Here is a 23,666-nt window from a genome sequence, read left to right as displayed (position 1 = left end):
CTTTTTACTTTTACCGACTGACCATTGCTGAAATTTAAACCGTGATTCATGCAGGTGTGCTATGACAAAAAAAACCGGCCCGGATCAGGCCGGACATGACATTGTGATTCAAACAGGCCGGATACCGGCGGATAGGATGTGGTTGTTCAAATTTTCCCGTCTGTGCCACCGCGCCATGCTGCATGCCACTGACGCCACAGAGCTGCTGGATGCAATTGTTGCGGCGGTTGAAAGTCAGACACCTTATTATACGGTTTGTTTCAAATCTGTTCTCTATCCCGAACCCGGCGTTGATGGCCGTGGCATTGGCGGGTCCCATACCGGCATAGAGGATTTGTCCCTTTTTCCCGGGACCTGCGTAAACCCGAAAACAAAACGTGTGAAGGTGGCCAGGGATACGGATCTTCCCCAATCCGTGCAAAACCGCCTGGGTCTGAAAAGCGGAACCCTGGCCATGGCAGTTTATTTCCCCATACATGACCCTTGTGAAAACGGGGAGAGGTGTCAGGTTTTTTATGGACCCAACGGGTATGTGCTCGACGCCCTGGAGATGGGTATTTTAGAAGAACTTTCGGCAGATCTTGGCAGAACCTTGCACCGGCTGCACAGGGACAGGGGCGTGGAAGAACAGCTCCTGGAACTGACCCGCCAAAAGGAGATGTACCACAGCGTTTTTGAAAACACCGGAACCGGAACCATCATCATTGATCCGGATATGCTGATTCTTTATGTGAATGCCAAATTTATGGATCTGGTGGGACTTGAGCGCAACGAAATCGAGAACCGGATGCGGTGGTCCCAGTTCGTGGTACCCGGCGACAATGAAATGATGCAAAATTACCATTACGGCCGGCGAAAGGGTATTCCCGGTATTCCCACCGAGTACGAGTGCCGGGTCTTTGCCAAGTCCGGGGACATCCGGTATATCGATATGAAGGTGGGCATGATTCCCGGGACCGGTAAAAGCATTGCTTCGTTTATGGATATCACAAAAAGAAAACTTGCCGAAGGCCGCCTGCGGCAAAGCGAGGCCCAGCTCAGTGATATCATTCACACCTTTGAGGGATTGATCTATATTACATCTGAAGATTACCGGGTTGAGTTCATGAATATCGCTTTGCAGGAAAAAGCCGGCCAAAGCGGGGTGGGGGAAAAATGCTACGGGGTGATCCACGGGCTGGACACCCCCTGTCCCGGGTGCCATCTTGGGTCGATTTTTTCAGGAAACACCCGCAGGTGGGAATTGAAGAGTCCCCGGGACGGCCGATGGTACTGGTCTATCCAGTCTCCGGTCTACGACAACCGGGGGCGGATTGTCAAAGCCCAGACCATTCATATGGACATCACCGACAGAAAACGCCGGGAGGAGAAGATCAGCGAAGATGCGGATCTGCTCAGAAATGAGAACATCGTCCTCCGGTCCGCCATGAAGGAGCGGTACCGGTTCGAAAACATCGTGGGCAAAAGCCGGGCCATGCAGGAGGTGTATGAACTGGTGGTGCGGGCCGCCGCAAGCAACGCGCCTGTGATCATATACGGCGAATCCGGAACCGGAAAAGAGCTGGTGGCCCGGGCGATTCACAACCTGAGCAACCGCAGCGAAAAACAGTTTGTACCTGTCAACAGCGGGGCCATCAGTGAAAATATTGTAGAAAGTGAATTTTTCGGCTACCGCAAGGGGGCATTCACCGGCGCGGAAAAGGACAAGAAAGGGGTTCTTGGCACGGCTGACGGCGGCACCCTGTTCCTGGATGAAATCGGAGATCTGGGACCCAATCTTCAGGTCAAACTGCTCCGGGCCATTGAAGGCGGGGGATACACCCCTGTGGGCGGTACCCGGGTAATTAAGCCCGACCTGAGAATCGTGGCCGCCACCAACAAGAATCTCAAACGCCTGGTGGAAAAAGGACTGATGCGGGAGGATTTCTTCTACCGGGTGCATATTATCCCCATCCGGCTGCCTGCCCTGCGGGAACGTAAGGAGGATATTCCATTACTGGTGGACTTTTTTTTATCTGCCTTTGGTGACCAGGGGCAGACGCCCCCCATGGGGGGTAAAATTATGGAAGCCTTTCTCCGGCACGACTGGCCTGGAAATGTCCGGGAACTTCAGAACGTCCTCCACCGTTACATGACCCTGGGAAAAATCGATTTCATGGAAAGTTCGTCTGATCGTGGGGAAGACGGCCTGGCACCGGTTCGTTTTATCCGGGAATCACCTGACCTTTGCGGGTCTTTGAATGAGACGGTGACGGAATTTGAGAAAGGGATCATCCTGAAAGCCCTGGCGGAGAACCGGTGGCAAAAGGCCAGGACAGCTATATCCCTGGGAATTCACAGAAAAACCCTGTTTACCAAAATGAAAAAGTTCGGACTTGAATAGCCCCAAAGCGTGGCGATACGGCCACGCTCGTGTAATATTCTGAATTTTAATAGTATTATTTGTATTTCCATTGCAGATTTTAATTTTCGTGGCGTTATCGCCACGTATGTCCACATGACTGCCTGGATCTAAAATATTTATAAATACAAAAAAATATTTAAAATCAATTGGTTGTCAAACACTGTATTTGATTGGTGTAATTATTGCTATCCCTATCCAATGCTTTTGAACAGTCGTTCAGTTTCAGTTTGTTGAACCCATGGACGTAAAAACCGAAGACGCCCGTGGCCGCTTGTAACCTTAAAAGCTTTTATAAAGGAAAAAGTCTTATGGCACAATTGATTGCAGACCGAAGGGATGTGGATTTCGTATTACATGAACAACTTGACGTGGACAAATTAAGCAAGGCAGAACGTTTTGCCGAGTTCGGGAAAAAAACCATTGACATGATCGTAAGCGAAGCCAGGAACCTTGCGATTAAAGAGATTCTGCCCCTCCAAACGATAAGCGACCAAGGCTGCACTTTCAATGCCGGTGAAGTAAAAGTCCCCGACGCCTTTCACAGTGTTTATGCCGCTTATAATGAGGGTGAATGGCTGGGTATGACCGATGATCCCGAATGGGGCGGGCAGGGGATGCCAAAAACCGTTGCCATGGCTGCCAATGAGTATTTTTACGGGGCTTGTAACTCCTTTATGCTTTACAACATGCTCACCCATGGGGCCGCCAAACTTGTGGAGGTGTTTGGCACGGATGATCAAAAGCAGACCTACCTTAAAAATATGCTGTCGGGAAAGTGGTCCGGCACCATGCTTTTAACCGAGCCGGATGCGGGTTCCGACCTTGCCGCCGTAGAAGCCACGGCCAAGCCAAACGGGGACGGCACCTATTCCCTGTCCGGCAACAAGATTTTCATCTCCGGCGGGGAGCACGACATGGTGGAAAACATCATCCATCCGGTTCTGGCCCGCATCGAAGGGGCGCCCGAAGGCATTGCCGGCATTTCCCTGTTTCTGGCACCCAAATTCAGGGTGAACGCCGACGGCAGCCTGGGAGAATTCAACGATGTGGTCTGTACAGGCATTGAGCACAAAATGGGTCTGCACGGCAACGCCACCTGTTCTTTGACCCTGGGAGGCAAATCAGGGTGTATAGGCACCCTTTTGGGCCAGGAAAACAAAGGCGTTGCCGCCATGTTCGAGATGATGAACGAAGCCCGTCAGATGGTGGGTCTCCAGGGTTTTGCCAATGCATCGGCCTCATATATATATGCCCTTAATTATGCCAGGCAGCGCATTCAGTCCCGGGCGCTTAAATCCCCGGCCGGTTCAAAACCGGTTTCCATCATCCGTCATCCTGATGTGAAACGCCAGTTGATTACCATGAAAGCCTATGTGGAAGGGCTGCGCAGTCTTAATTATTTCTGCGGTATGTGCCACGACCAGGTTGCCGTGTCCACGGACGCGGATCACAAAACCCATTATGAATATTTACTGGAGGTCCTGACGCCCATTATCAAAGGGTATGGCACGGACAAGGCCTTTGAGGTGTGCAACCAGGGCATTCAGATCTACGGCGGTTACGGCTTTATCGAGGAGTTTCCCGTGGCCCAGCTGCTCAGGGATTCCAGGATCTTCATGCTGTACGAGGGAACCAACGGCATCCAGTCCATTGATCTTCTCGGCCGCAAACTCTCCATGAAAAAAGGCGCGGCCTTCAATGCCTTTCTGGATGAAATCAAGAAAACTTTTGTCCTTGCCAAAACAGCGGACGGCCTTGACGATCTCACCGCCCGGCTGGAAGGTTTTTTCAATACCTACGCGGAGGTGGCTGCCGCACTGCAGGCCAAGTCCCGGTCAGATGAATTTTTGACGGCCTATGCCTTTTCATACCCCTTCATGGAGGTCACAGGCGATCTTGTCATGGCCTGGATGCTTTTGTGGCGGGCGGCAACAGCCACAGCCAACAAGGGCAAAAAGAAGAAAGACGACATGTTTTATGACGGGCAGATCAAAACGGCCCGTTTTTTTATCAACCAGATCCTTGCGGTGACTGCAGGAAAAATGGACGCGCTCAAGGCGTGTGACAATGCAGTGGTTGAGATGGATGAGGATGCGTTTGGAAGCAAGTAGCAGGGGTGGAGAACCCCAATTTTAATAGGGAAAAAACTGTTTTTTCACACAGATGATTTGATGAAAGGTCATAATTATATGAAACAAATATGTGTAGTCGGTGCCGGTACCATGGGGGCCGGAATCGCCCAGGTCTTTGCCGCCAATGGCTATCTGGTGGTGTTACGGGATATTGAACAGGACTTTGTTAACAAAGGCCTTTCGATCATTTCCAAAAACCTGGGCCGCCAGGCATCCCGGGGCAAACTGGAAGAGGTCATGATCCAGCCGATTCTTTCCCGGATTATAGGCACCACAGATCTTGCAAATGCCCGGGATTGCGATCTTGTGGTGGAAGCTGCCGTGGAAAACATGAAGATTAAAAAGCAGATTTTCAGTGAACTTGACAATATCTGCAAACCGTCAACCATCCTGGCCACCAACACCTCTTCCCTTTCCATTGCCGAGGTGGCCACGGCCACAAAACGTCCGGATAAGGTGATCGGCATGCACTTTTTTAATCCCGCGCCTGTCATGGCCCTGGTGGAGATCATCAGGGGGATTGCCACATCTGACGAGACCTTTGACGCGGTGAAGGCATTGTCCCTGAATGTCGGCAAACAGCCGGTAGAGGTGGTTGAAGCACCGGGATTTGTGGTGAACCGAATATTGATTCCCATGATCAACGAAGCCGCCGCCATCTATGCCGAAGGCGTTGCCAGTGCCCAGGATATTGATACGGCCATGAAACTGGGTGCCAACCATCCCATCGGCCCCCTTGCCCTGGGAGACCTGGTGGGACTGGACGTCTGCCTGGCCATCATGGATGTCCTTTATGAAGAGTTCAAGGATCCCAAGTACAGGGCCACGCCGCTGCTGCGAAAATATGTCCGTGCCGGCTGGCTCGGTCGAAAAAGCGGCAAAGGATTTTTTGACTATTAAAACCCCTTAAACTTGTCCGAGGAAAACGGCCTGGTCCCAAACCTTTTGGGCCAGGCGCATGGTGGCAAAGTCAACCATGCGGCCGTCCACAGCCACGGCGCCCCGGGGCCGGGCATTTTTCGCTTCCAGAATCTGCCTGGCCCGTTGGATCTCTTCTTTTGAAGGGGTAAACACCTGGTTGACCGTGTCGATCTGGTCGGGGTGGATCACCCATTTGCCGTCACACCCGAGTGCCTTGGCCAGGGCGGCTGATTTTTTCAGGCCGTCGGCATCCTTAAAGTTTCCATAGGGTGCATCCAGGGCCACAAGTCCATTGGCTTTGGCAGCCATGACCATGCGGCTGATGGGAAAATGCCACCGGTGGCCGGGGTAGACCTGTTCCTCGTTTTCTCCGTGGCCGGACAAAGAAACCAGCCCGGCACCGATGCTTGTCTGGTAATCGGCAATGCCAAATGCCAGAGAAGAGATCCTGGAATCGGCCCGGGCAATTTCTTTAATCCGGAAAAGTCCCTGGGCCGTCTCGATACAGGCCTGGATCCGGATCTGCCTTTTTTGTCCCAATGCCATTTCGACGCCGTCCAGGAACCGGCTTACAAAATGGATGTCCCCCTCATGGTTCACCTTGGGCACCACAATGGTATCAAAAGAATCGCAAGCCGCCTCTGCCACCTGGATCAAATCTTTGTAGGCAAAGGGAGTGTCCAGGCTGTTTATGCGAAGATCTACGCGCTTTGAGTTAAAATCCAAAGACAGAAGCGAATCAATAACCGTTTTACGGGCAGCCTCTTTTTGATCTGCAGGCACGCTGTCTTCCAAGTCCAGCATGATGGCGTCAGCATTGGACGCCGCAGCCCCGGCATGCATCTTTTTATTGTTGCCAGGTACGGAAAGCATGGTCCGGCAGGGTTTATCCATTTTTATTCTATCCATATTCATTCTATCTAACGTTGTTTTATTTTTCATGTTGGCAACTTAACAGGCCGTGAAAGGGATTGTCAAATTCATAAATAGGATCAAACGAATAAAAAAGGGGCGAAACGCATAAAACGCCCCCGCCCCTAAATCACAATGATTTTTATTATGAATGAACTTTATTTTTCTTTGCCGGCATCTGCCATCATTTTGAGCATGGCGTATTTTTCCTCAACTTCTTCTCCAAGGGCTGCTCTTAAACGTTTGGACTCCTCGGGAAAGCTTTTTTCCAAGGCCGCAAACCGCACTTCCCCGCTCAGGAACTCCTGCAGGGTGCCGTCGGGTTGTTTGGAGTCAAGGGTAAAGGGATTTTTCCCTTCACGGGTAAGCTGGGGATTGAACCGGAACATGGGCCAGTAACCGGATTCAACAGCCAGTTTTTCCTCTGCCTGGGTTTTGCCCATACCTTTTTTAATGCCCTGGTTGATGCACGGCGCATAGGCGATAATCAGGGAGGGTCCGGGATAACTTTCCGCTTCCAGGATCGCCTTCAGGGTCTGGTTCTTGCTGGCACCCATGGAGATGGTTGCCACATAGATGTAGCCATAGCTCATCATCATCCGGGCCATATCTTTTTTCCCGATTTTCTTTCCGGATGCGGCATATTTGGCAATGGCACCGGTGGGCGTGGCCTTGGAGGACTGGCCGCCCGTGTTGGAGTACACTTCTGTATCCAGCACCAGGATATTAATGTCATCCCCGGATGCCAGTACATGGTCCAAACCACCAAAACCAATATCATAGGCCCAGCCGTCACCACCGAAAACCCAGTGGGATTTTTTCACGAACAGGTCTTGTTCATCATGGATCTCTTTAAGAATGCCCTGGCAAGACCCTTTGAGCAGACGCTTAAGATCGTCACCGTATTTTTTTGATTCTTCAAGATTGTCCTTGCCGGCGATCCAGCCTTCCATGGCAGCTTTGATATCACTGGAAACACCCTGTTCCATGGCCTTTTCCATCTTTGCAGCCAGGGTTTTGCGTCTGGATTTTGTGGCCAGCAGCATACCGTAGCCGTATTCGGCAGCATCCTCAAACAGGGAAGATGCCCAGGCAGGACCCTGGCCGTCGGCATTGACGCAATAGGGCATAGACGGCGCAGATGCACCCCAGATGGAAGAGCAGCCCGTGGCATTGGCAATGGTCATTCTCTCGCCAAAAAGCTGGGTGATCAATTTTACATACGGGGTTTCGCCGCAGCCTGCGCATGCACCGGAGAATTCAAACAGCGGTTTCCACAACTGGCTGCCCTTGAGGGTGTCGCGTTTCATGACATCTGTCTTGAATGGAACGGTCAATGAAAATTTGTGATTTTCTTTTTCCACGTCCACCTGGGAGGCCAGAGATTTCATTTCAAGGGCTGGTGTTTTGGCCGGGCAGATATCTGCACAATTGCCGCAACCCTGGCAGTCAAGGGGGTTGACCTGCATTCTGAATTTGAACTGCTCCAGACCCTTGCCCTTGCCGTCAACGGTGACAAAGGATGCCGGGGCATCTTTAAGCTCTTCAGGTGTTGCCATAATGGGGATAATGGCGGCGTGGGGGCATACAAAGGAACACTGGTTGCACTGGATGCAGTTTTCGGCAATCCACTCGGGTACATTGATAGCCACCCCGCGTTTTTCATACTGGGATGTGCCTGCTTCAAACACGCCATCCACTGAAAAGGCTGATACCGGCACATCATCACCTTCCTGGGCATTGATCTTACGCATGACCTTGTCCACAAAGGGTGTGGCAGTCTCCTCAATTTTGACTTCGTCCACGGCGTCTTTCCAGGACCCTGGAACATCGACTTTCACCAGGTTTTCCAGGGTTTTATCCACGGCCTCAATATTCATGTTGACTATGGCATCGCCCTTTTTGCCGAATTTTTTCTTAATATCGCCTTTCAGCAGTTCAATGGCCTGTTCAACCGGAAGCACATTGGCAAGGTTGAAAAAACAGGTCTGCATAATCATATTGATGCGGTTGCCAAGGCCGACTTCACTGGCAATTTTTACGGCGTCAATGTTGTAAAAGTTCAGTTCTTTCTCATATATGGTGCGGCGGACATGGCCGGGGATATGTTTTTCCATATCTGCAATGGTGGACCATTCCGAGTTGAGCAGGAAGGTGCCGCCCTTTTTCATCCCCTTGAGGACATCGTAGATCTGCACATAGTTGGATTTGTGGCAGGCTACAAAATCCGAGGACTCAATCAAATAGGTACTTTTAATTTTTACATCCCCAAAGCGCAGATGGGAAACGGTCAGCCCGCCGGATTTTTTGGAGTCATAGGCAAAATACCCCTGGGCATATTTGTCGGTGTTGTCACCGATGATTGTAATGGCAGACTGGTTGGCCCCCACGGTTCCGTCGGAACCCAGGCCCCAGAACTTGGCGGAAATGGTACCTGCCGGAGCGGCGTCAAAACCTTTTTTCACGTCCAGTGAGGTATGGGTGACGTCGTCAATGATCCCCACGGTGAAATGGTTTTTCGGGGACATGGCCTTCATGTTGTCATATACGGCTTTGATCATGGAGGGATTGAATTCCTTTGAGGACAACCCGTAACGGCCACCGATGATCCGGGGGCCTTCCCCATGTTCCATAAATGCGGTGCAGATATCCTGGTACAGGGGTTCGCCAATGGCGCCGGGCTCCTTGGTCCTGTCAAGCACTGTCAGGGTTTCCACGGAAGCCGGCACGGTGCGCAGAAATTCCTGGATATCAAAGGGTCTGTATAAACGCACTTTTATCAGACCCAGGCGTTCACCCATGGCATTGAGTTTTTCAATGGTCTCTTCAATGGCTTCACAGCTGGAACCCATGGCAACAACAACGCGGTCCGCTTCAGGATCACCCACATAATCAAAGGGCTGATAATGGCGCCCGGTAAGATCGCCCACCTTTTTCATATATTGCTTAACAATGGCAGGCACTTTGAGGTAAAAAGAGTTGGTTGCTTCCCTGCCCTGGAAATAGATATCCGGATTCTGGGCGGTTCCGCGGGTGTCAGGATGTTCCGGGTTCATGGCCCTGGCCTTGAATGCCCAGTAAGCGTCATAGTTGAACAAAGATGCCATGTCCTCGTATTCAATCATTTCAATTTTCTGAATTTCATGGGAGGTTCTGAACCCGTCGTAGAAATGGAGGAAAGGAACCCGGGCGTCTATGGTTGCAAGGTGTGCCACAAGGGCCAGATCCTGGGCTTCCTGAACAGAGCAGGAGGCCAGCATGGCGAATCCGGTCTGCCTGGCTGCCATGACATCCTGGTGGTCTCCGAAGATGGACAGGGCATGGGCGGAAATGGCGCGGGCTGTTACATGAAAAACACAGGGGAGCAGTTCGCCTGCAATTTTGTACATATTGGGTATCTTGAGCAACAGCCCCTGGGAAGCTGTAAAGGTGGAGGTCAACGCGCCTGCGGCAAGGGAGCCGTGGACAGCACCGGCAGCACCGGCCTCGGACTGCATCTGTTTGATATCAAGGATCTGCCCGAAAATGTTTTTTCTCCCCTGGGAGGCCCAGGAGTCGGCAATTTCACCCAGAGGGCTGGAAGGTGTGATCGGGTAAATCGCTGCTACCTCGCTCATGGCGTATGCCACATGGGTTGCCGCAGTATTCCCGTCAATGGTCTGCATTCTTTTTTTCATAGTCTTTCACCTCGTTGAATGGTAATGCGAATAAGATTTCATCCCAATATATAGAATCCATTGGACAATATAACAAAAAGAACCGGCTTGTAAAGAATTCCGCAAACCGGCCTTTTAAATCATTCTAGTTCATAAATAAGCAATCTATAGCTTATAATCCTGTTTCTATATCTCACAACTGAAAAAACCGGTCAAGACCTATTTTAAAAATGGGCACACCGGGTTAATCCAGCTATCCTCTATGATCAAAGCCAATTCACACCGGCATGATTACAATAGCGACAAGATATAGGATGCAGACCTAAGTTTACGCGGTATTTCTATCCCGGCAGTGGGAGTAGAACAATAATTGTTTATTCTAAAATAAAAACAGGATGTTACATTAAAATGAAAAATTTTATTATTAAATTTGCTGCCTGCCCCCATGCCCTCTTTTTTATTGACAACGGATGAACCCGCCTTTATCGTAGGACAATAATACGAAATTCATAATTATAATTCGTCAAGCTTTAATACGGGGATTATCCTGCCTGAACAGCAAGCGGAGAGATATTCTCTTTTTAAACAGCGACGCTGAATAAATAAGACAATTTCAACTTGGCTGGAGATTCTCAATTATTTAGGATTATTGCCATGAAAATCAGGACAAAAATGTTTCTTGTTTTTGGATGTTCAGTTTTTTTTATTGTTTCCATGCTTTCCATTGGGCTCTATCTCTTTATTGAGAGCCGCGTAAAATCAGGACTTGACAGCGAAATCACCCATACCATCTCCGCCGTTAAGAAGAGTATGGGAGGGCTTGAGAATATCGCCATTAAAAATTATCTCAGGGGCATTACGGAAAAGGATAAAGACGTGGTCGCTTCTCTTTATGGGAGGTTTGAGAAAGGCGAAATCTCCAAAGAGACGCTTTGGCAAAAGGTTTCCGAGATAATTTTAAGCAAAAAAATTGGTGTTACCGGATATGTTGCCGGTGTTTCCAGTAAAGGGATCTTGACAATTCACCCGAAAGCCAAAGGCGCAGATATCAGTAAAACCTCATTCTGGCCCAAGGTGGAAGCCTTGCTTAAAAACGAAGCCAAGTCAGGATATCTTGAATATGACTGGAAAAATCCCAATGACGACAAGGCCAGAAAAAAAGCAGGCTATATAACCTATTTTGAACCCATGGACCTTATCCTCTGGGCCACTTCCTACAAAGCCGAATTTGCTCAATTTATTAAATCCGAAGATATGCATGATGCCATTCTTGCCATGAAGATTGGCCAGGACGGGTATCCGTATGTATTCAACTATAAAGGGGATATGATTATCCATCCTTATCTTGAAGGTAAAAATGTTTACAACGTCAAAAGTGAAGACGGCCAACGTATTGTCCAGGCCATGATCCGGGGAAAAAAAGGCAGACTTGATTATGACTGGAAGGATGCCGACGGCAAGGTGCGTGAAAAAATACTTTTATACGACAATATCCCTGATAAACAACTTATTGTTGCTTTAGGCGTTTATCGGGCGGAGCAGTATTCTTTATTGTATGAAATTAGAAACGTACTCCTAGTGGCCTTTGGTGCCAGCATGACCATAATTGTTTTCTTAGTCCTGTTTTTCAGCAACAGGCTGACAAAACCCATTATCAGAGGCGTTGAATTTTCAGAAAAAATGTCCCGGGGGGATTTCACAGGAAAACTGGAAATCAATCACAAGGATGAAATTGGGCAGTTGGCAAGGGCATTAAATCTTATCACCGAAAATATAGGAACAATTTTCAAGCAACTCCAGGACAGCATTGGAGATCTATTATCGTCCTCAGAAAATTTAGCCGGTATTTCCCAAAAAATGTCCCATAATTCTACCCAAATGACCGGGAGTTCCGATTCCCTGTCCCTGGCCGCGGATGAAATGAACATCAATCTTGCCACGGTCTCCGGGGCCAGTGACAGTGTCATGGAGAATATCAATTCAGTGGCTTCGGCCACAGAGCAAATGTCCGGTACAATAAATGAGATTGCAAAAAGCTCTGAAACTGCCAGGTCAATATCGGATAAAGCCGTCACCTTCGCAAAGGAGGCCTCAGACCTTGTGGATACCCTTGGCAGGACCGCCTTTGAAATCAACCATATAACCGAAACCATAGAAGACATATCCAAGCAGACCAACCTTCTGGCCTTGAATGCAACAATTGAAGCGGCAAGGGCAGGAGAGGCAGGTAAGGGATTCTCTGTTGTGGCAAACGAAATTAAAGACCTGGCTGGGCAGACTTCAGAAGCCACCGAACAGATCCAAAGTCAAATTGGCAAAGTTCAACATGCCACCTCTGAAACCGTTGCAAAGATAAAGGATATCTCCGGCATAATTCAGAATGTGAATGAAATCGTATCCGGCATTGCTACTGCTGTGGAAGAGCAGTCTGTCACCACCGGCGAAATTGCGGAAAATATGAACCGCACTTCATTGAAAATGCAGGAGGTCAATGAAAACGTGTCGAAAAACGCTGGATTTTCAAAACAAATCGCGGAACAGATTTCCGGGGTTCACAAAGTGGCTTCTGAGATGGAGGAGATCAGTACAGCAATTGACCAGAATTCAGGATCATTCAGGCAACTTGCCCAAGCGGTCCAGACAATGTTATCTAAATTTCGTCTGTGACACCCTAGGACCGCAAATTTTATAAAAGGCCTCCACGTCAAAGGTGATGGGTTTTCCTTTGTTGACAATAATAGGGCGCTCAATGATGCTTTCCAATTCCCGGATGTTCCCGGGGCAATGGTCGGCTGGTGCGGCATGGCAGCACGAATACCTTGACAACCGGTCTCAATCCGATGTGTCCTGCGCCGGGGAAGTTTATCATTTTTCATCCCCTTCAAAGAACCGGGATTCCCTGGGCCTTTTAGCAGGCCTGCGTCTGTCCCGGGGAGAACGGTATTCTCTCAGCCTGAATTATAACGGAACCTGGGCCGGTGACGCCATGGCCCAATCGTTTGATCTTGCTTTTGTGTTGGCCTATTAAAAGTAGGCGGATGTTAAATAGTTTTGGAAAAAAGGTAGAAATTGATGATACAATCCCGATAACCATGCAAACAAATATTAAACTAAACTAAATTAAGAGAGCAAAACGATGAGCGATCAAGAAAAATGTCTGGCGTTTTTAAATTTTATCAAACCACAGATTGGTCAACAGATTCATGTAGGCCCCTGGCTTGAGATTGACCAGAAACGAATTAATGATTTTGCTGAGGTTACCGGTGATGTGCAATGGATTCATACAGATGTTCAGCGAGCCAAAGAAGAGTCTCCTTATAAATCAACAATTGCACACGGGTATTTGACATTGTCTTTATTGCCGTATTTAACTGAAAGCAATCATCCTGATTTTTTCCAGAAAAATTATCCTGGCATGACGTATCGGGTAAACTATGGTCTTAACCGGCTTCGTTTTCCCTCTGCTGTTAAAGCTGGAGCCAAAATTCGGGCAAGAACGACAATCCATCAAGTAGAAGAGGTGAAGGGCGGTATACAGATCTGTTATCTTATTACCATTGATATTGAAGGTAGTGAAAAGCCTGCCTGTGTTGCCGAATTTCTGGCACGCCTTTACCCTTAACCACAAAATTGGTGCCTTAAAGCTCGCAACAGTGGCATACCTTCAGTAGTGCAAGGTGAATATTTGTCTAAGACTATTAATGGATGCCACTCCGTTGTGTCAAATTAAGTGCAGGAGCATCCGAAAATATTATGAGAAGGGCGATATGATTATTTAAATGTTGCATTCCGGTTATGGTGTTTCTGTTTTCTTACCAGCCGTTCCAGTACGTCAGGCCTAAATCCGTATTTCAGTAAATAATGGCCAATTGGGCGTTGAAGTTTTTTTTGTTCGTATAAAAGTGCCAGAAGGTTACGCTTTGTAAAATATTCATTTCGAACGGCATACTCACCAAATTTTTCACTGAATTTACGATGGGCGAGAATATACTGTAGCTGGCCTGAATCAATTAAACCCCAGTTAACCGCAATCTGACCGATCGGCGGACGATCTCTGCGTTGCCGGACAATAATATCAACAAGTGTATTCCAGGATATATATCTGGAATAATACAGGTATTGACCGATTAACAGCTTCCGTTTGGGTACAGCTCCCTTATCGGAATAAAAATGGTCATTCCCAGGATATGGATCAGGATTTTGGGTCGGTTTTCGATCCCCTGGTCGGCGCTGGGGTGGCCGGGGCTTTGATTGTTGCATCAAAACGCGTCCATCCCCTTTTATAGCGCCAATTAAACGTTCATAGGCTTGTGTGAGCGTTTTAAACCGCTCATTTAAGAATTCTTCATCCTGACCCAATGCAGCAGCACGATCCGGATGCGTTTTAAATGCCTGGCAGCGGTATGCATCCTTAATTCCAGACGGTTGCAGATATTTTAAAAATTCTATGGAAACCGCGACTTCAGGACCAAATAACACACCACAGGCATCAAATAACTCTGAGGCGCTAGAATATTGATTCATTGAGTCTCCCAGTTCATATTTTAATTTAAAAAGAAACGATGATATGGGCATCATTAAAATATTAACAGCATATGAATAAATATACCCTAAATTGTCAAGACCGATTTTCGAATTTTGCAGGGCGATTCTATGTAATTTGCTCACAATTTGATGTTAATTTCGAAAGGATCATACGGATGTATCCACTTATTATAAGAAACTAGAGACAAGATACTGGAAACAAGAGGGCGAAGCGCCTGGGCCGCCCATTTTACTCTGCATTGTTATCGTTGTTGATCCGTATGATCACCGGAATTTCAAGTCCGATGAGAATGCCGGTCACGGAAACAAAAAAGTAAAGCACCACACTGCAGCGGCGGGGATATCCGCAGGACAGGCAGGTCAGAGGTCAGAGAGGGGGGGGGAATCCCCCCGGGTAATGCACGCGTAATTTTAATGCCGACAAAGGCATATATCAGGCGTTTCTTGGAAATCCCGGCCTGTACCAGGCTGCCAAAACCCATTCAGAACATCATCCCAGGGCATGCTCAAGCACTTCAGACATGCTTTCCACATAGACAATATCAAGCTGTTTTTGAATCGCTTTGGGAACGTCTATGATGTCTTTTTTGTTTTCCTCACTGAGAATGACCTTTTTAATTCCATTGGCATGGGCGGCCAACAGTTTTTCCTTTAAGCCGCCAATGGGCAGCACCCGTCCGCGAAGGGTAATCTCCCCTGTCATGGCCACTGTCCGGCTTACGGGCCGGCCGGTGAGAATGGAAACCACTGCCGTACACATGGCAATGCCGGCTGAAGGCCCATCCTTTGGAATGGCCCCTTCTGGCACATGGATGTGGATGTCTGTATCCTTATAGAAATCTGCCCGGATGTTTAAGCTGTCACTCCTTGAACGGACATAGGATACAGCCGCCTGGGAGCTTTCTTTCATCACGTCGCCAAGCTTTCCGGTAACCATTACCTTTCCCTTGCCCGGCATGGTCACAGCCTCAATGGTTAAAAGCTCACCGCCTGCCTGGGTCCAGGCAAGCCCTGTCACAATGCCGGTTTTATCGCCCTGTTCCAGAATGGAATTTCTAAATTTGGACTGCCCCAGATATTTTGAAACGGTATTTGCTGTGACCAGATGGCTTTTACGTATATTGGTCCGCACAATTTGCGTGGCAATTTTTCTAAGCACAGAAGAGATCTCTCGCTCAAGATTTCTCACCCCGGCTTCCTTGGTGTACTGCTTGATAATCATCTGAACCGCAGCTTTGGAAAAAGAGACATCCCCTTTATCCAGCCCGTTTTCATGCATCTGTTTGGGAATCAGGTAACCGGTGGCAATTTCGTATTTTTCATAATCAGTATACCCGGGGATATGGATCACCTCCATGCGGTCACGCAGGGGGGCGGGGATTTCATGGAGGGTGTTTGCTGTGGTGATGAACAAAATTTCAGACAGATCGTAATCAATTTCAAGATAATGATCGTTAAAATTTTTGTTCTGTTCAGGATCCAGTGCTTCCAGAAGGGCAGAAGAGGGATCTCCTCTGAAATCACTGGTCATTTTATCAATTTCATCCAGGCAAAACACCGGGTTGTTATATCCTACTTTTTTCAATGTCTGGATAATCTTTCCGGGCATGGCACCTACATAGGTTCTTCGGTGCCCTCGAATCTCTGCCTCATCACGGACCCCGCCCAGGCAGACCCGGGCAAATGAGCGTCCGGTAGCCGCGGCCACAGACCGGGCAAGGGATGTCTTGCCAACCCCCGGAGGGCCCACCAGGCACAAAATCGGACCTTTTATCTTTTTAACCAGGATCTGCACAGCCAGATACTCAAGGATTCTCTCCTTGGGTTTTTTCAAGCCGTAATGGTCCTGGTCCAGAATCTGCTCAGCCTTTAAAAGCTCATTTTTTACCCGTTGTCTCCGGTACCAGGGCAGGGAGACAATCCAGTCAATGTAATTTCTAACTACGGTTGCTTCCGAAGACGCTGCAGACATCAGCTTGAGCTTTTCCAATTCCGTGCGCACAACACCTGCGGCTTCCCTGGGCATACGCTTGGCCTTGATTTTTTTTTCAAGATCACCAAAATCACTGCTCTGGCCATCCTCGCCCATTTCCTTCCGGATGGCCCGCATCTGTTCGTTCAGGTAGTGGCGTCTCTGAAGTTTATCCATCTGCTCTTTGACCCTGCCCTTGATCTTCTGGGACATGGAATAGACTTCTGTCTCCTTCTGAATAAGCTTTAAAAGCAGAAAAAAACGTTTCTCAATATCACCGCACTCCAGCAGCTTCTGTTTATCCTGAATTTTGAAGGGCAGCTGTGCGGCAATGATATCGGCATACCTTGACGGATACTGCTCCAGGGTATCCAGTCCCTTGAAAAAACTTTTGGAAACCACGCCGGATAGACCGGCATAATGCTGGAACGCTTCATGAACTGTCCGGATGACAGCCTCGGTGTTGGCCTCGGACAACGGATTTTCAGGGACATCCACATAATCAACAACCTGGTAACCGTCCTGGTCCGCCATTTTAACGATACGGCCTCGGTCGACCCCTTCAACCAGCGCCTTTACCGTACCATCGGGCAGGCGCAGCAACTGGGTGACCCGGGCTTCGGTACCCACCTGAAAAATATCCTGAATAGTGGGGTTCAGAATTTCCGGGTCTTTCTGGGTCGTAAGAAAAATTTTCTTATCACCGCCCATGGCCTGGGAAAGGGCCTTGATGGATTTTTCCCTTCCCACAAAAATGGAGGTTGTAACAAAGGGGTAGAGGACAACATCCCTCAGCGGCACCAAAGGAAGGGTTTTGTTCTCCTTTTCAAGTCCGTCCTCGGGATTGAAAAAACGGGAAATACTAATCATGGATGCAAATTTCTATTTAAGCCTGCTTTTTGGGCTGTTCATACAGCAAGATGGGATCTTCGTTGTTTAATACCACTTCTTCGCCCACCACACACTCAACCACATCTTTTTTGGAAGGCAGTTCATACATGATGTCCATCATGGTTTCCTCCATAATGGCGCGAAGCCCCCGGGCACCGGATTTTCTGGCAACAGCTTCCTTGCCCATGGCTTCAAGGGCCTCGTCCGTGAACTGCAGGCTCACCCCTTCCATGCGGAAAAGTTCCTGATACTGCCGAACCAGTGCGTTCTTGGGTTCGGTCAGAATCTTAACCAAAGAGGTTTCATTAAGTTCCCCTATGGACGTGATAATGGGCAGGCGTCCTAAAAACTCGGGGATCAGGCCGAATTTAATTAGATCTTCGGGCTTTACCTGCTCCAGCAGTTCGCCGATATTCACATTTTTTTTATCGGCAATTTTGGCACCAAATCCCATGATTTTCTGAGTTAAACGCCGCTCAACAACTTTTTCAAGCCCCGTAAAGGTTCCCCCGCAGATAAACAGGATATTGGAGGTATCCACCTTTACATAATCCTGCTGGGGATGTTTTCTTCCCCCCTTGGGTGGTACCGAAGCAATGGTGCCTTCAATGATCTTGAGCAGGGCCTGCTGGACCCCTTCCCCGGAGACATCCCGGGTAATTGAAGGGTTATCCCCCCGCTGGGAAATTTTATCTATCTCATCAATGTAGATAATACCTTTCTGGGCCTTTTCAATGTCGTAATCAGCGTTCTGAACCAGGGAGAGAATAATATTCTCCACATCTTCTCCAACATAGCCAGCCTCGGTCAGGGCCGTGGCATCAGCAATGGCAAAAGGGACATCCAGAAACCGGGCAAGGGTCTGGGCCAGAAGGGTTTTTCCACATCCGGTGGGTCCGATAATCAGAATATTGCTTTTCTGAATCTCCACCTCATCACCGCTTTTTGCCAGATGTGACGCCAGGCGTTTATAATGGTTATAAACCGCCACGGCCAAGACCTTTTTTGCACGGTCCTGTTCTATAATATATGAATCAAGCTGGGCCTTGATCTGCTTTGGCACCATGAACTCCTTGGCAATCTCGGGCTCGACAGCCAGTTCCTTTTCTTCATCTTCAATAATCTCACCGCACAGCTTAATGCATTCATTGCAGATATATACGCTGGGCCCGGCGATCAGTTTTTTTACTTCCTTTTGGTTTTTACCGCAGAATGAACAGAAAAACTGATCGCTTGTATCATCTTTTTTGGCCATATTTTATGACTCCTTTGACCCCTCCTGCTCAGAGGTCTGTTCCAATTGGCTTCTGTCACTGACCACACGGTCAACGATACCGTATTCCAACGCTTGCGCCCCGGACATGAAAAAATCACGTTCCGTATCAGCCGCAACCTTTTCAATATCCTGTCCCGTATGCTTTGATAAAATTTCGTTCAAAGTATCTTTCATTCTTAAAATTTCAGTGGCTTGAATCTTGATGTCAGTGGCCTGGCCCTGGGCACCACCCAGCGGCTGATGAATCATAATCCTGGCATTGGGCAGGGTAAACCGTTTACCGGATGTTCCGGCAGCGAGAAGAAACGCCCCCATACTGGCTGCCTGGCCGATACACACCGTTGACACATCCGGCTTGATGTACTGAATGGTATCATAAATGGCCATGCCTGCTGTCACAACGCCACCAGGAGAATTGATATAAAAATTGATATCTTTCTCAGGATCTTCGGATTCAAGAAACAACATCTGTGCAACAATGAGGTTGGCAACTTCATTGTCAATGGGTGATCCTAAGAAAATAATCCTGTCTTTTAAGAGCCGAGAATAGATATCATAGGCACGTTCTCCCCTGTTGCTCTGCTCAACAACCATTGGAATAAGAGGCACAATTTAACTCCTTGTCATGATCTGAATATATGTTTTTAACCTTGTTACCGCCCAAGCGTTTCGGAATAGACCCGTTTCAATAAGCTTACGGATTTATTTTTACGCTTGTGTACTTTCTTCTTCAGTTTGTTGTGCAACTGCAGCTTGCGCATCTTCCGGCGCCACTTCAACTACATTGCTTTTTTCTATTATAAGATCAATGGCCTTTTTTTCAAGCTGGGTATGTTTATAATATTCGAGCTGGCGTGGATCCAAATTGAAGAAATTCTTGATGGCGTCCTTTGTCGCACTCATGGCCTGGGCCATATCTTCAAAGCTTGCATCAAGTTCTTCATCGCTGAGTTCAATTTTTTCCTGGGTAATCATTTTATCCAGAATCAGATGGCGGCGGGCTTGTTTTTCAGCCACATCTCTGTATTTTTCCTGCATGAGTTCCCGGGTTAAGCCGACTGCTTCAAGGGAGGTGTTATTCTGGGCATAGGCCTGTTCCGTCTCGGAAATAATGCCGTTTAGTTCGCCTTCAACAAGGGCTTGGGGAACTTCAAAATCTGTTTTTTCGAGCAAGGCCTGGAAAATCTGTTCACTTATCTCGTGTTTAACCCGCTGAACAATACCCTTTTCAAGATTTTCACGAATAGAGGTTTTTACCTCATCAAGGGATTCAAACTTTCCAAGTCCTTTAACAAGATCATCATTGGCTTCGGCCAGAATCTCTTCCTGGATCTCCTTGAGCGTGACTTTATAAACAATGGTTTTTCCTTTCAGATTCTCGTCATGAAAATCATCACCGTAAACCACTTCAATTTCCAGCTCCTGAACCGGAATGGCACCGATAAGTTTTTCGGAAAACTCCTTGGGTAAAGGACTCTGGTTAATATTTATTAAATAATTTTCAACTTTAGGGGTATGCTCAAAGGCTTCTCCATTTAAAAAGCCTTCATAATCAATCAGAACAAAGTCGCCTTCTTTTACCGGACGTTCCTCTTCAACCTTCTGCTTTGTGGCCATGGTCTTTTGCAGCATATATATCTGGCTTTCAATATCGGCATCGGTTACTTCATAGAGCACCTTTTTAATTTCAATGCCCTGGAAATCAATATCATCCAGTTCCGGTTTAACTTCCACAGTGATCTCAAACGCATAGTCAGCGTCCGGCTTAAGCTCCGGGGGGTCGAGTTGGGGTCCGCCCACGATATCTAACTTATGATTTTCAACAGCCTCAATAAAAGCCTCCTGAATCAGGCGCGGGGCAACCTCGGCATGAACGTCTGCGGCAAACCGGTTTTCAAGCACTTTTCTGGGAATTTTTCCTTTTCTAAAGCCTTTGATATCTGCGTTTTTCTTTAAATCGGCATAGGCTTTATTTAACTCTTTGGAAATTGTTTCCTTAGGAATTTCAAAAGAAAGCACTTTTTTAACACTGCTCTGGTCTTCGATTTTTACCTGCATGATTTTGTCCTGTTATATCCTGTTATTGGCGCTATTCTAAACGCACCTTCAAAAAATAATAATTATACCTTAACTGATTTATACATACTGCAAACACTTTACACAAAGTCTACTAAAATACCCCGTCTTCATGGTAGTGTCAAGGAAATTGCCATACCCTGTAGATAGGGCCAAAGCCTGAGCCATGTAACCTCTTAATCCATTTCAAAATTATGGCGAAGGCCTGAGCGACAAGATTGATATTGATTTTTTTTATTTCAAGTGATAAATACTTCCTCCAACTTAATCTTAAAATCGGGGCGTAGCGCAGTCTGGTAGCGCGCCTGCTTTGGGAGCAGGATGTCGGAGGTTCGAATCCTCTCGCCCCGACCAGCATGATTAGAGGCTTTCAGTGTTTTTTCTGGAAGCTTTTTTCGTTTCTGGTTGCGGTTTCTGGTTGCGGTTTTTCAATTTTTGGCGCAAATCTCCCGGATATGGAATCCATAGCACTCTCTATGGCACCATCCAGCTTATGGAGGTATATTTCAGTTGTCCGGGCTTCTGAATGGCCTAAAATATTCTGAATCGTTTTCGTTGAAATTTTGGGGTTGTCAGCTAAGAGAGGGGTCATAAGATATCGTTCAGCCGATTATAGATTGCATATTCATCGATGTAAACCAAAGTCCCTGGTATCCAGACTTTGAGAGAGATTGATGATGTCCTGAAAAAATTGTGCCGGTAAGATCATCGAAACGCTTTCCGCAGTCTTTGCATTCATAACGCTGCTTGGCAAGATTCTGTTTCATCAAAACCTCTTCTGATAACCTTATGGGATTCACAAAACGGACACTTCCTTCAAATTTTTTATGTTTACCTGCATCTGTTGGACTCCGTTCACGGGTGAAAAAGGGAAGTCGACTGCAGGAGAAAAGCCCTGGTGAACCAGAATAGTTAACGCGGCTAATCAGCCGCGCTGCTTTTTGCGTCGGCTGCATTAGCCATGTTAGCCCGTAGCTTCTATGATTGATTCTATGCACGCCAGCAACCGTTCGATCTCTTTTTTATCAACCGTCAATGCTGGATCGAATCGCAGAATATTTCCATTAGGATAATACCCGACCAAGAAACCCTTTGCCAGGAGCGCATGATAAGCCCAGGTTGCTGTAATTTGGGCATGTGGATAGAACTCCAACGCAAGTAATAGACCTCTTCCACGTGTATCTTTTACAACATCAAATTTTCTTTCAATTCGTTTCAACCCATCAAGAAAAAAGGCTCCGATTGTATTGCCTTTTTCAATTAGGTCCTCATCCTTAAAAATAGTGATTACCTCTTTAGCGATCGAGCAGCCCAGAGGATCATTTTGATGGGACTGAGCGTAACCAAACCCACTGCATTCTATCTTTTCAGCGATATCCCGCCTCACCGCGACCGCACTGACAGGGTATCCATTTCCAATGCCTTTTCCAATAGCAACGATATCCGGCTGGATGTCATAATGCTGGAAACCGAACCATTTCCCTGTGCGACCGATACCTGTTGTGATTTCATTGACAACGAGAAGACCTCCCTGTTGTTTAACTCTATGGGTAATGTCTTTTACAAGTTGTTTGGGAGGGAATTTTACAAACCCAGATCCACTTCCGCCAGGCTCAAAGACAAAACCGCCTATATTTTCAAATGGGATCTTATCTAAACAATCACATTGACCATCATGTTCACAGGCACTCCAATCAAACAATTGCCATTCATCAGCGTCCTTTTTCCCGGCAGAACCGTATGCCGCAAGATAGGAGTTCGAGAATGTCAGAAACAATGGCTTTTCTGTTACGCGTCTTGCTATTTGCACGCCGAATTCAACCGCCTCGCTGCCAGAACTAAGAAAGACACATTTGCCATTTTCAATCCCAACGATATCAAGAATGTCTTTTGCGGTTTCTTGGGCAGTAAAGTGAGGGTAGCGCGTGCCAAGATGAACGACTTTTTTAATTTGAGCTTCTATTGTTTTATTGATTCGAGGATGGCAATGTCCGAGAGCAGTGCACCAAATACCTGACTCAAAATCAACATATTGTTTACCCTCTTTGTCATATAGATAACAGTTCTCTGCCTTAACAAAATCGGTTTTAACGATTTCATGGCATTGCAAGATGTTGTTCATTCGAAATCCTTTAAATGAGGTTAACGTAGCAAATAACCGGTGAAAATGGCGCGCAGTGAAATTTGCATCCGTGTTAATTTGCCTTGTTCTGCTTCGGTGGGATCTCCCTCCTGAATCATTCAAAGCAAAACCCTTATGGCAAAAAAATGGACTTGGCTCCGGTGCCGAGCTCCTTGAACAAAGGATTGAGATCGCCCCCATCAGATGTGATTCAAACTTGTAATTTGGGTCGATACAATCCTAAAGGTTATGTGCCCGGCCAGTTAAATTTTAGGCTTAATCTGAGCATGTCTTTAAGTTGTATGCCTTCTTCATAAATAGGTTCGAAATAATTATCAACAAAGAAATTTTTCCGAATACTTTCAACTCTGAATCCAAATCGTTGATAAAACAACAATTGGTAACCAAATGTGCCAGTACCTAATTCAAGCGACTTTGCACCTATCTCTTCGAAATAATTGATTACAAACTCAAGAAGTTTTTTCCCAAACCCTTGTTTCTGTTTCTCCGGAATCACAACAATATTATATATTTCCCATGCATCAGCATCGTTCAAGTTTGTTACACACACGCCAACTAAAGCGTTTTCAACAAATGCGCCAAAGCATTTTGATCCGGGAAGATATTTATCAATACATTTTTCTGATGGGTCTGCATGAAGCAACATACTCATCGGTACTTCTTTTTCCGAAATCTGTCTGATGGTTATCATCTATATGTTCACATCTCCTGTTCGCACATAACGTCACTGTTCAGGGT

Annotated in this window: 16 protein-coding genes and 1 tRNA gene; 7 read left to right on the top strand and 10 right to left on the bottom strand. The window is 47.3% G+C overall.

Features of this window, described 5'->3' with window-relative positions; genetic code table 11:
* Window positions 1-61: 61 nt before the first annotated feature.
* From Q366_RS00405 to Q366_RS00395, 3 genes are all read left to right on the top strand, one after another.
* Complete coding sequence (locus Q366_RS00405; protein WP_035235315.1) at window positions 62-2,383, top strand: sigma 54-interacting transcriptional regulator; 2,322 nt, start codon at window positions 62-64, stop codon at window positions 2,381-2,383.
* A 329-nt stretch (window positions 2,384-2,712) separates the two neighbouring features.
* Complete coding sequence (locus tag Q366_RS00400; RefSeq protein WP_035235313.1) at window positions 2,713-4,515, top strand: acyl-CoA dehydrogenase; 1,803 nt, start codon at window positions 2,713-2,715, stop codon at window positions 4,513-4,515.
* Between the two features lie 78 nt (window positions 4,516-4,593).
* On the top strand, window positions 4,594-5,436 hold the full coding sequence (locus tag Q366_RS00395) for a 3-hydroxybutyryl-CoA dehydrogenase (protein ID WP_035235311.1): 843 nt from the start codon (window positions 4,594-4,596) through the stop codon (window positions 5,434-5,436).
* A 6-nt stretch (window positions 5,437-5,442) separates the two neighbouring features.
* Here the strand turns inward: Q366_RS00395 and Q366_RS00390 are convergent, their stop codons facing one another.
* Window positions 5,443-6,351, bottom strand: coding sequence for an HpcH/HpaI aldolase/citrate lyase family protein (locus Q366_RS00390; protein WP_245619831.1), 909 nt, complete (start codon window positions 6,349-6,351; stop codon window positions 5,443-5,445).
* A gap of 176 nt (window positions 6,352-6,527) precedes the next feature.
* Entirely contained in the window at window positions 6,528-10,046 is a 3,519-nt protein-coding gene (gene nifJ, locus Q366_RS00385) for a pyruvate:ferredoxin (flavodoxin) oxidoreductase (RefSeq protein WP_035235307.1), read from the bottom strand.
* 633 nt (window positions 10,047-10,679) lie between these two features.
* Between nifJ and Q366_RS19935 the strand changes: the two genes are divergently transcribed.
* The 3 genes from Q366_RS19935 (at window position 10,680) to Q366_RS00370 (ending at window position 13,647) form a co-directional block, all read left to right on the top strand.
* Window positions 10,680-12,692 (top strand): methyl-accepting chemotaxis protein, encoded by a 2,013-nt coding sequence (locus Q366_RS19935; protein ID WP_051957725.1) that lies wholly within the window; start codon window positions 10,680-10,682, stop codon window positions 12,690-12,692.
* Window positions 12,693-12,774: 82 nt separating this feature from the next.
* Complete coding sequence (locus Q366_RS00375) at window positions 12,775-13,053, top strand: autotransporter domain-containing protein (protein ID WP_169742913.1); 279 nt, start codon at window positions 12,775-12,777, stop codon at window positions 13,051-13,053.
* Between the two features lie 108 nt (window positions 13,054-13,161).
* Window positions 13,162-13,647, top strand: coding sequence for a MaoC family dehydratase (locus tag Q366_RS00370; RefSeq protein ID WP_035235303.1), 486 nt, complete (start codon window positions 13,162-13,164; stop codon window positions 13,645-13,647).
* A gap of 149 nt (window positions 13,648-13,796) precedes the next feature.
* Here Q366_RS00370 and Q366_RS00365 read toward each other — a convergent pair whose 3' ends face one another.
* The 5 genes from Q366_RS00365 to tig form a co-directional block, all read right to left on the bottom strand.
* Window positions 13,797-14,549, bottom strand: a complete 753-nt coding sequence (locus Q366_RS00365; protein WP_156968073.1) for a J domain-containing protein — start codon at window positions 14,547-14,549, stop codon at window positions 13,797-13,799.
* 511 nt (window positions 14,550-15,060) lie between these two features.
* A complete protein-coding gene (lon, locus tag Q366_RS00355; RefSeq protein ID WP_035235297.1) occupies window positions 15,061-17,412 on the bottom strand; it encodes an endopeptidase La in 2,352 nt (783 codons plus the stop codon).
* A gap of 16 nt (window positions 17,413-17,428) precedes the next feature.
* Window positions 17,429-18,688, bottom strand: a complete 1,260-nt coding sequence (gene clpX / locus Q366_RS00350) for an ATP-dependent Clp protease ATP-binding subunit ClpX (RefSeq protein ID WP_035235295.1) — start codon at window positions 18,686-18,688, stop codon at window positions 17,429-17,431.
* A 3-nt stretch (window positions 18,689-18,691) separates the two neighbouring features.
* Window positions 18,692-19,318 carry an ATP-dependent Clp endopeptidase proteolytic subunit ClpP gene (gene clpP / locus Q366_RS00345; protein WP_035235293.1) on the bottom strand — a complete coding sequence of 209 codons (627 nt, stop codon included), beginning with the start codon at window positions 19,316-19,318 and terminating at the stop codon, window positions 18,692-18,694.
* A gap of 99 nt (window positions 19,319-19,417) precedes the next feature.
* Window positions 19,418-20,767 (bottom strand): trigger factor, encoded by a 1,350-nt coding sequence (gene tig / locus Q366_RS00340; protein ID WP_035235291.1) that lies wholly within the window; start codon window positions 20,765-20,767, stop codon window positions 19,418-19,420.
* A gap of 295 nt (window positions 20,768-21,062) precedes the next feature.
* On the opposite strand from tig, the gene Q366_RS00335 reads away from it, so the two are divergent.
* Window positions 21,063-21,139 (top strand) — tRNA-Pro (locus Q366_RS00335).
* A gap of 248 nt (window positions 21,140-21,387) precedes the next feature.
* Here Q366_RS00335 and Q366_RS21680 read toward each other — a convergent pair.
* From Q366_RS21680 to Q366_RS00325, 3 genes are all read right to left on the bottom strand, one after another.
* The gene (locus Q366_RS21680) at window positions 21,388-21,741 is read right to left on the bottom strand and encodes a hypothetical protein (RefSeq protein ID WP_211251848.1); all 354 of its coding nucleotides are present in this window, start codon (window positions 21,739-21,741) and stop codon (window positions 21,388-21,390) included.
* Between the two features lie 8 nt (window positions 21,742-21,749).
* Window positions 21,750-22,907, bottom strand: coding sequence for a class-III pyridoxal-phosphate-dependent aminotransferase (locus Q366_RS00330; protein WP_035235289.1), 1,158 nt, complete (start codon window positions 22,905-22,907; stop codon window positions 21,750-21,752).
* 247 nt (window positions 22,908-23,154) lie between these two features.
* The gene (locus Q366_RS00325) at window positions 23,155-23,619 is read right to left on the bottom strand and encodes a GNAT family N-acetyltransferase (protein WP_035235287.1); all 465 of its coding nucleotides are present in this window, start codon (window positions 23,617-23,619) and stop codon (window positions 23,155-23,157) included.
* Window positions 23,620-23,666: the final 47 nt, after the last annotated feature.

Origin of the sequence: Desulfobacter vibrioformis DSM 8776, assembly GCF_000745975.1 — a bacterium.
In the GTDB taxonomy this organism is placed as follows: Bacteria; Desulfobacterota; Desulfobacteria; order Desulfobacterales; family Desulfobacteraceae; genus Desulfobacter; species Desulfobacter vibrioformis.
The sequence above is the reverse complement of the archived record's forward strand: the minus strand, read 5'-3'. Positions and strand labels throughout refer to the sequence as shown.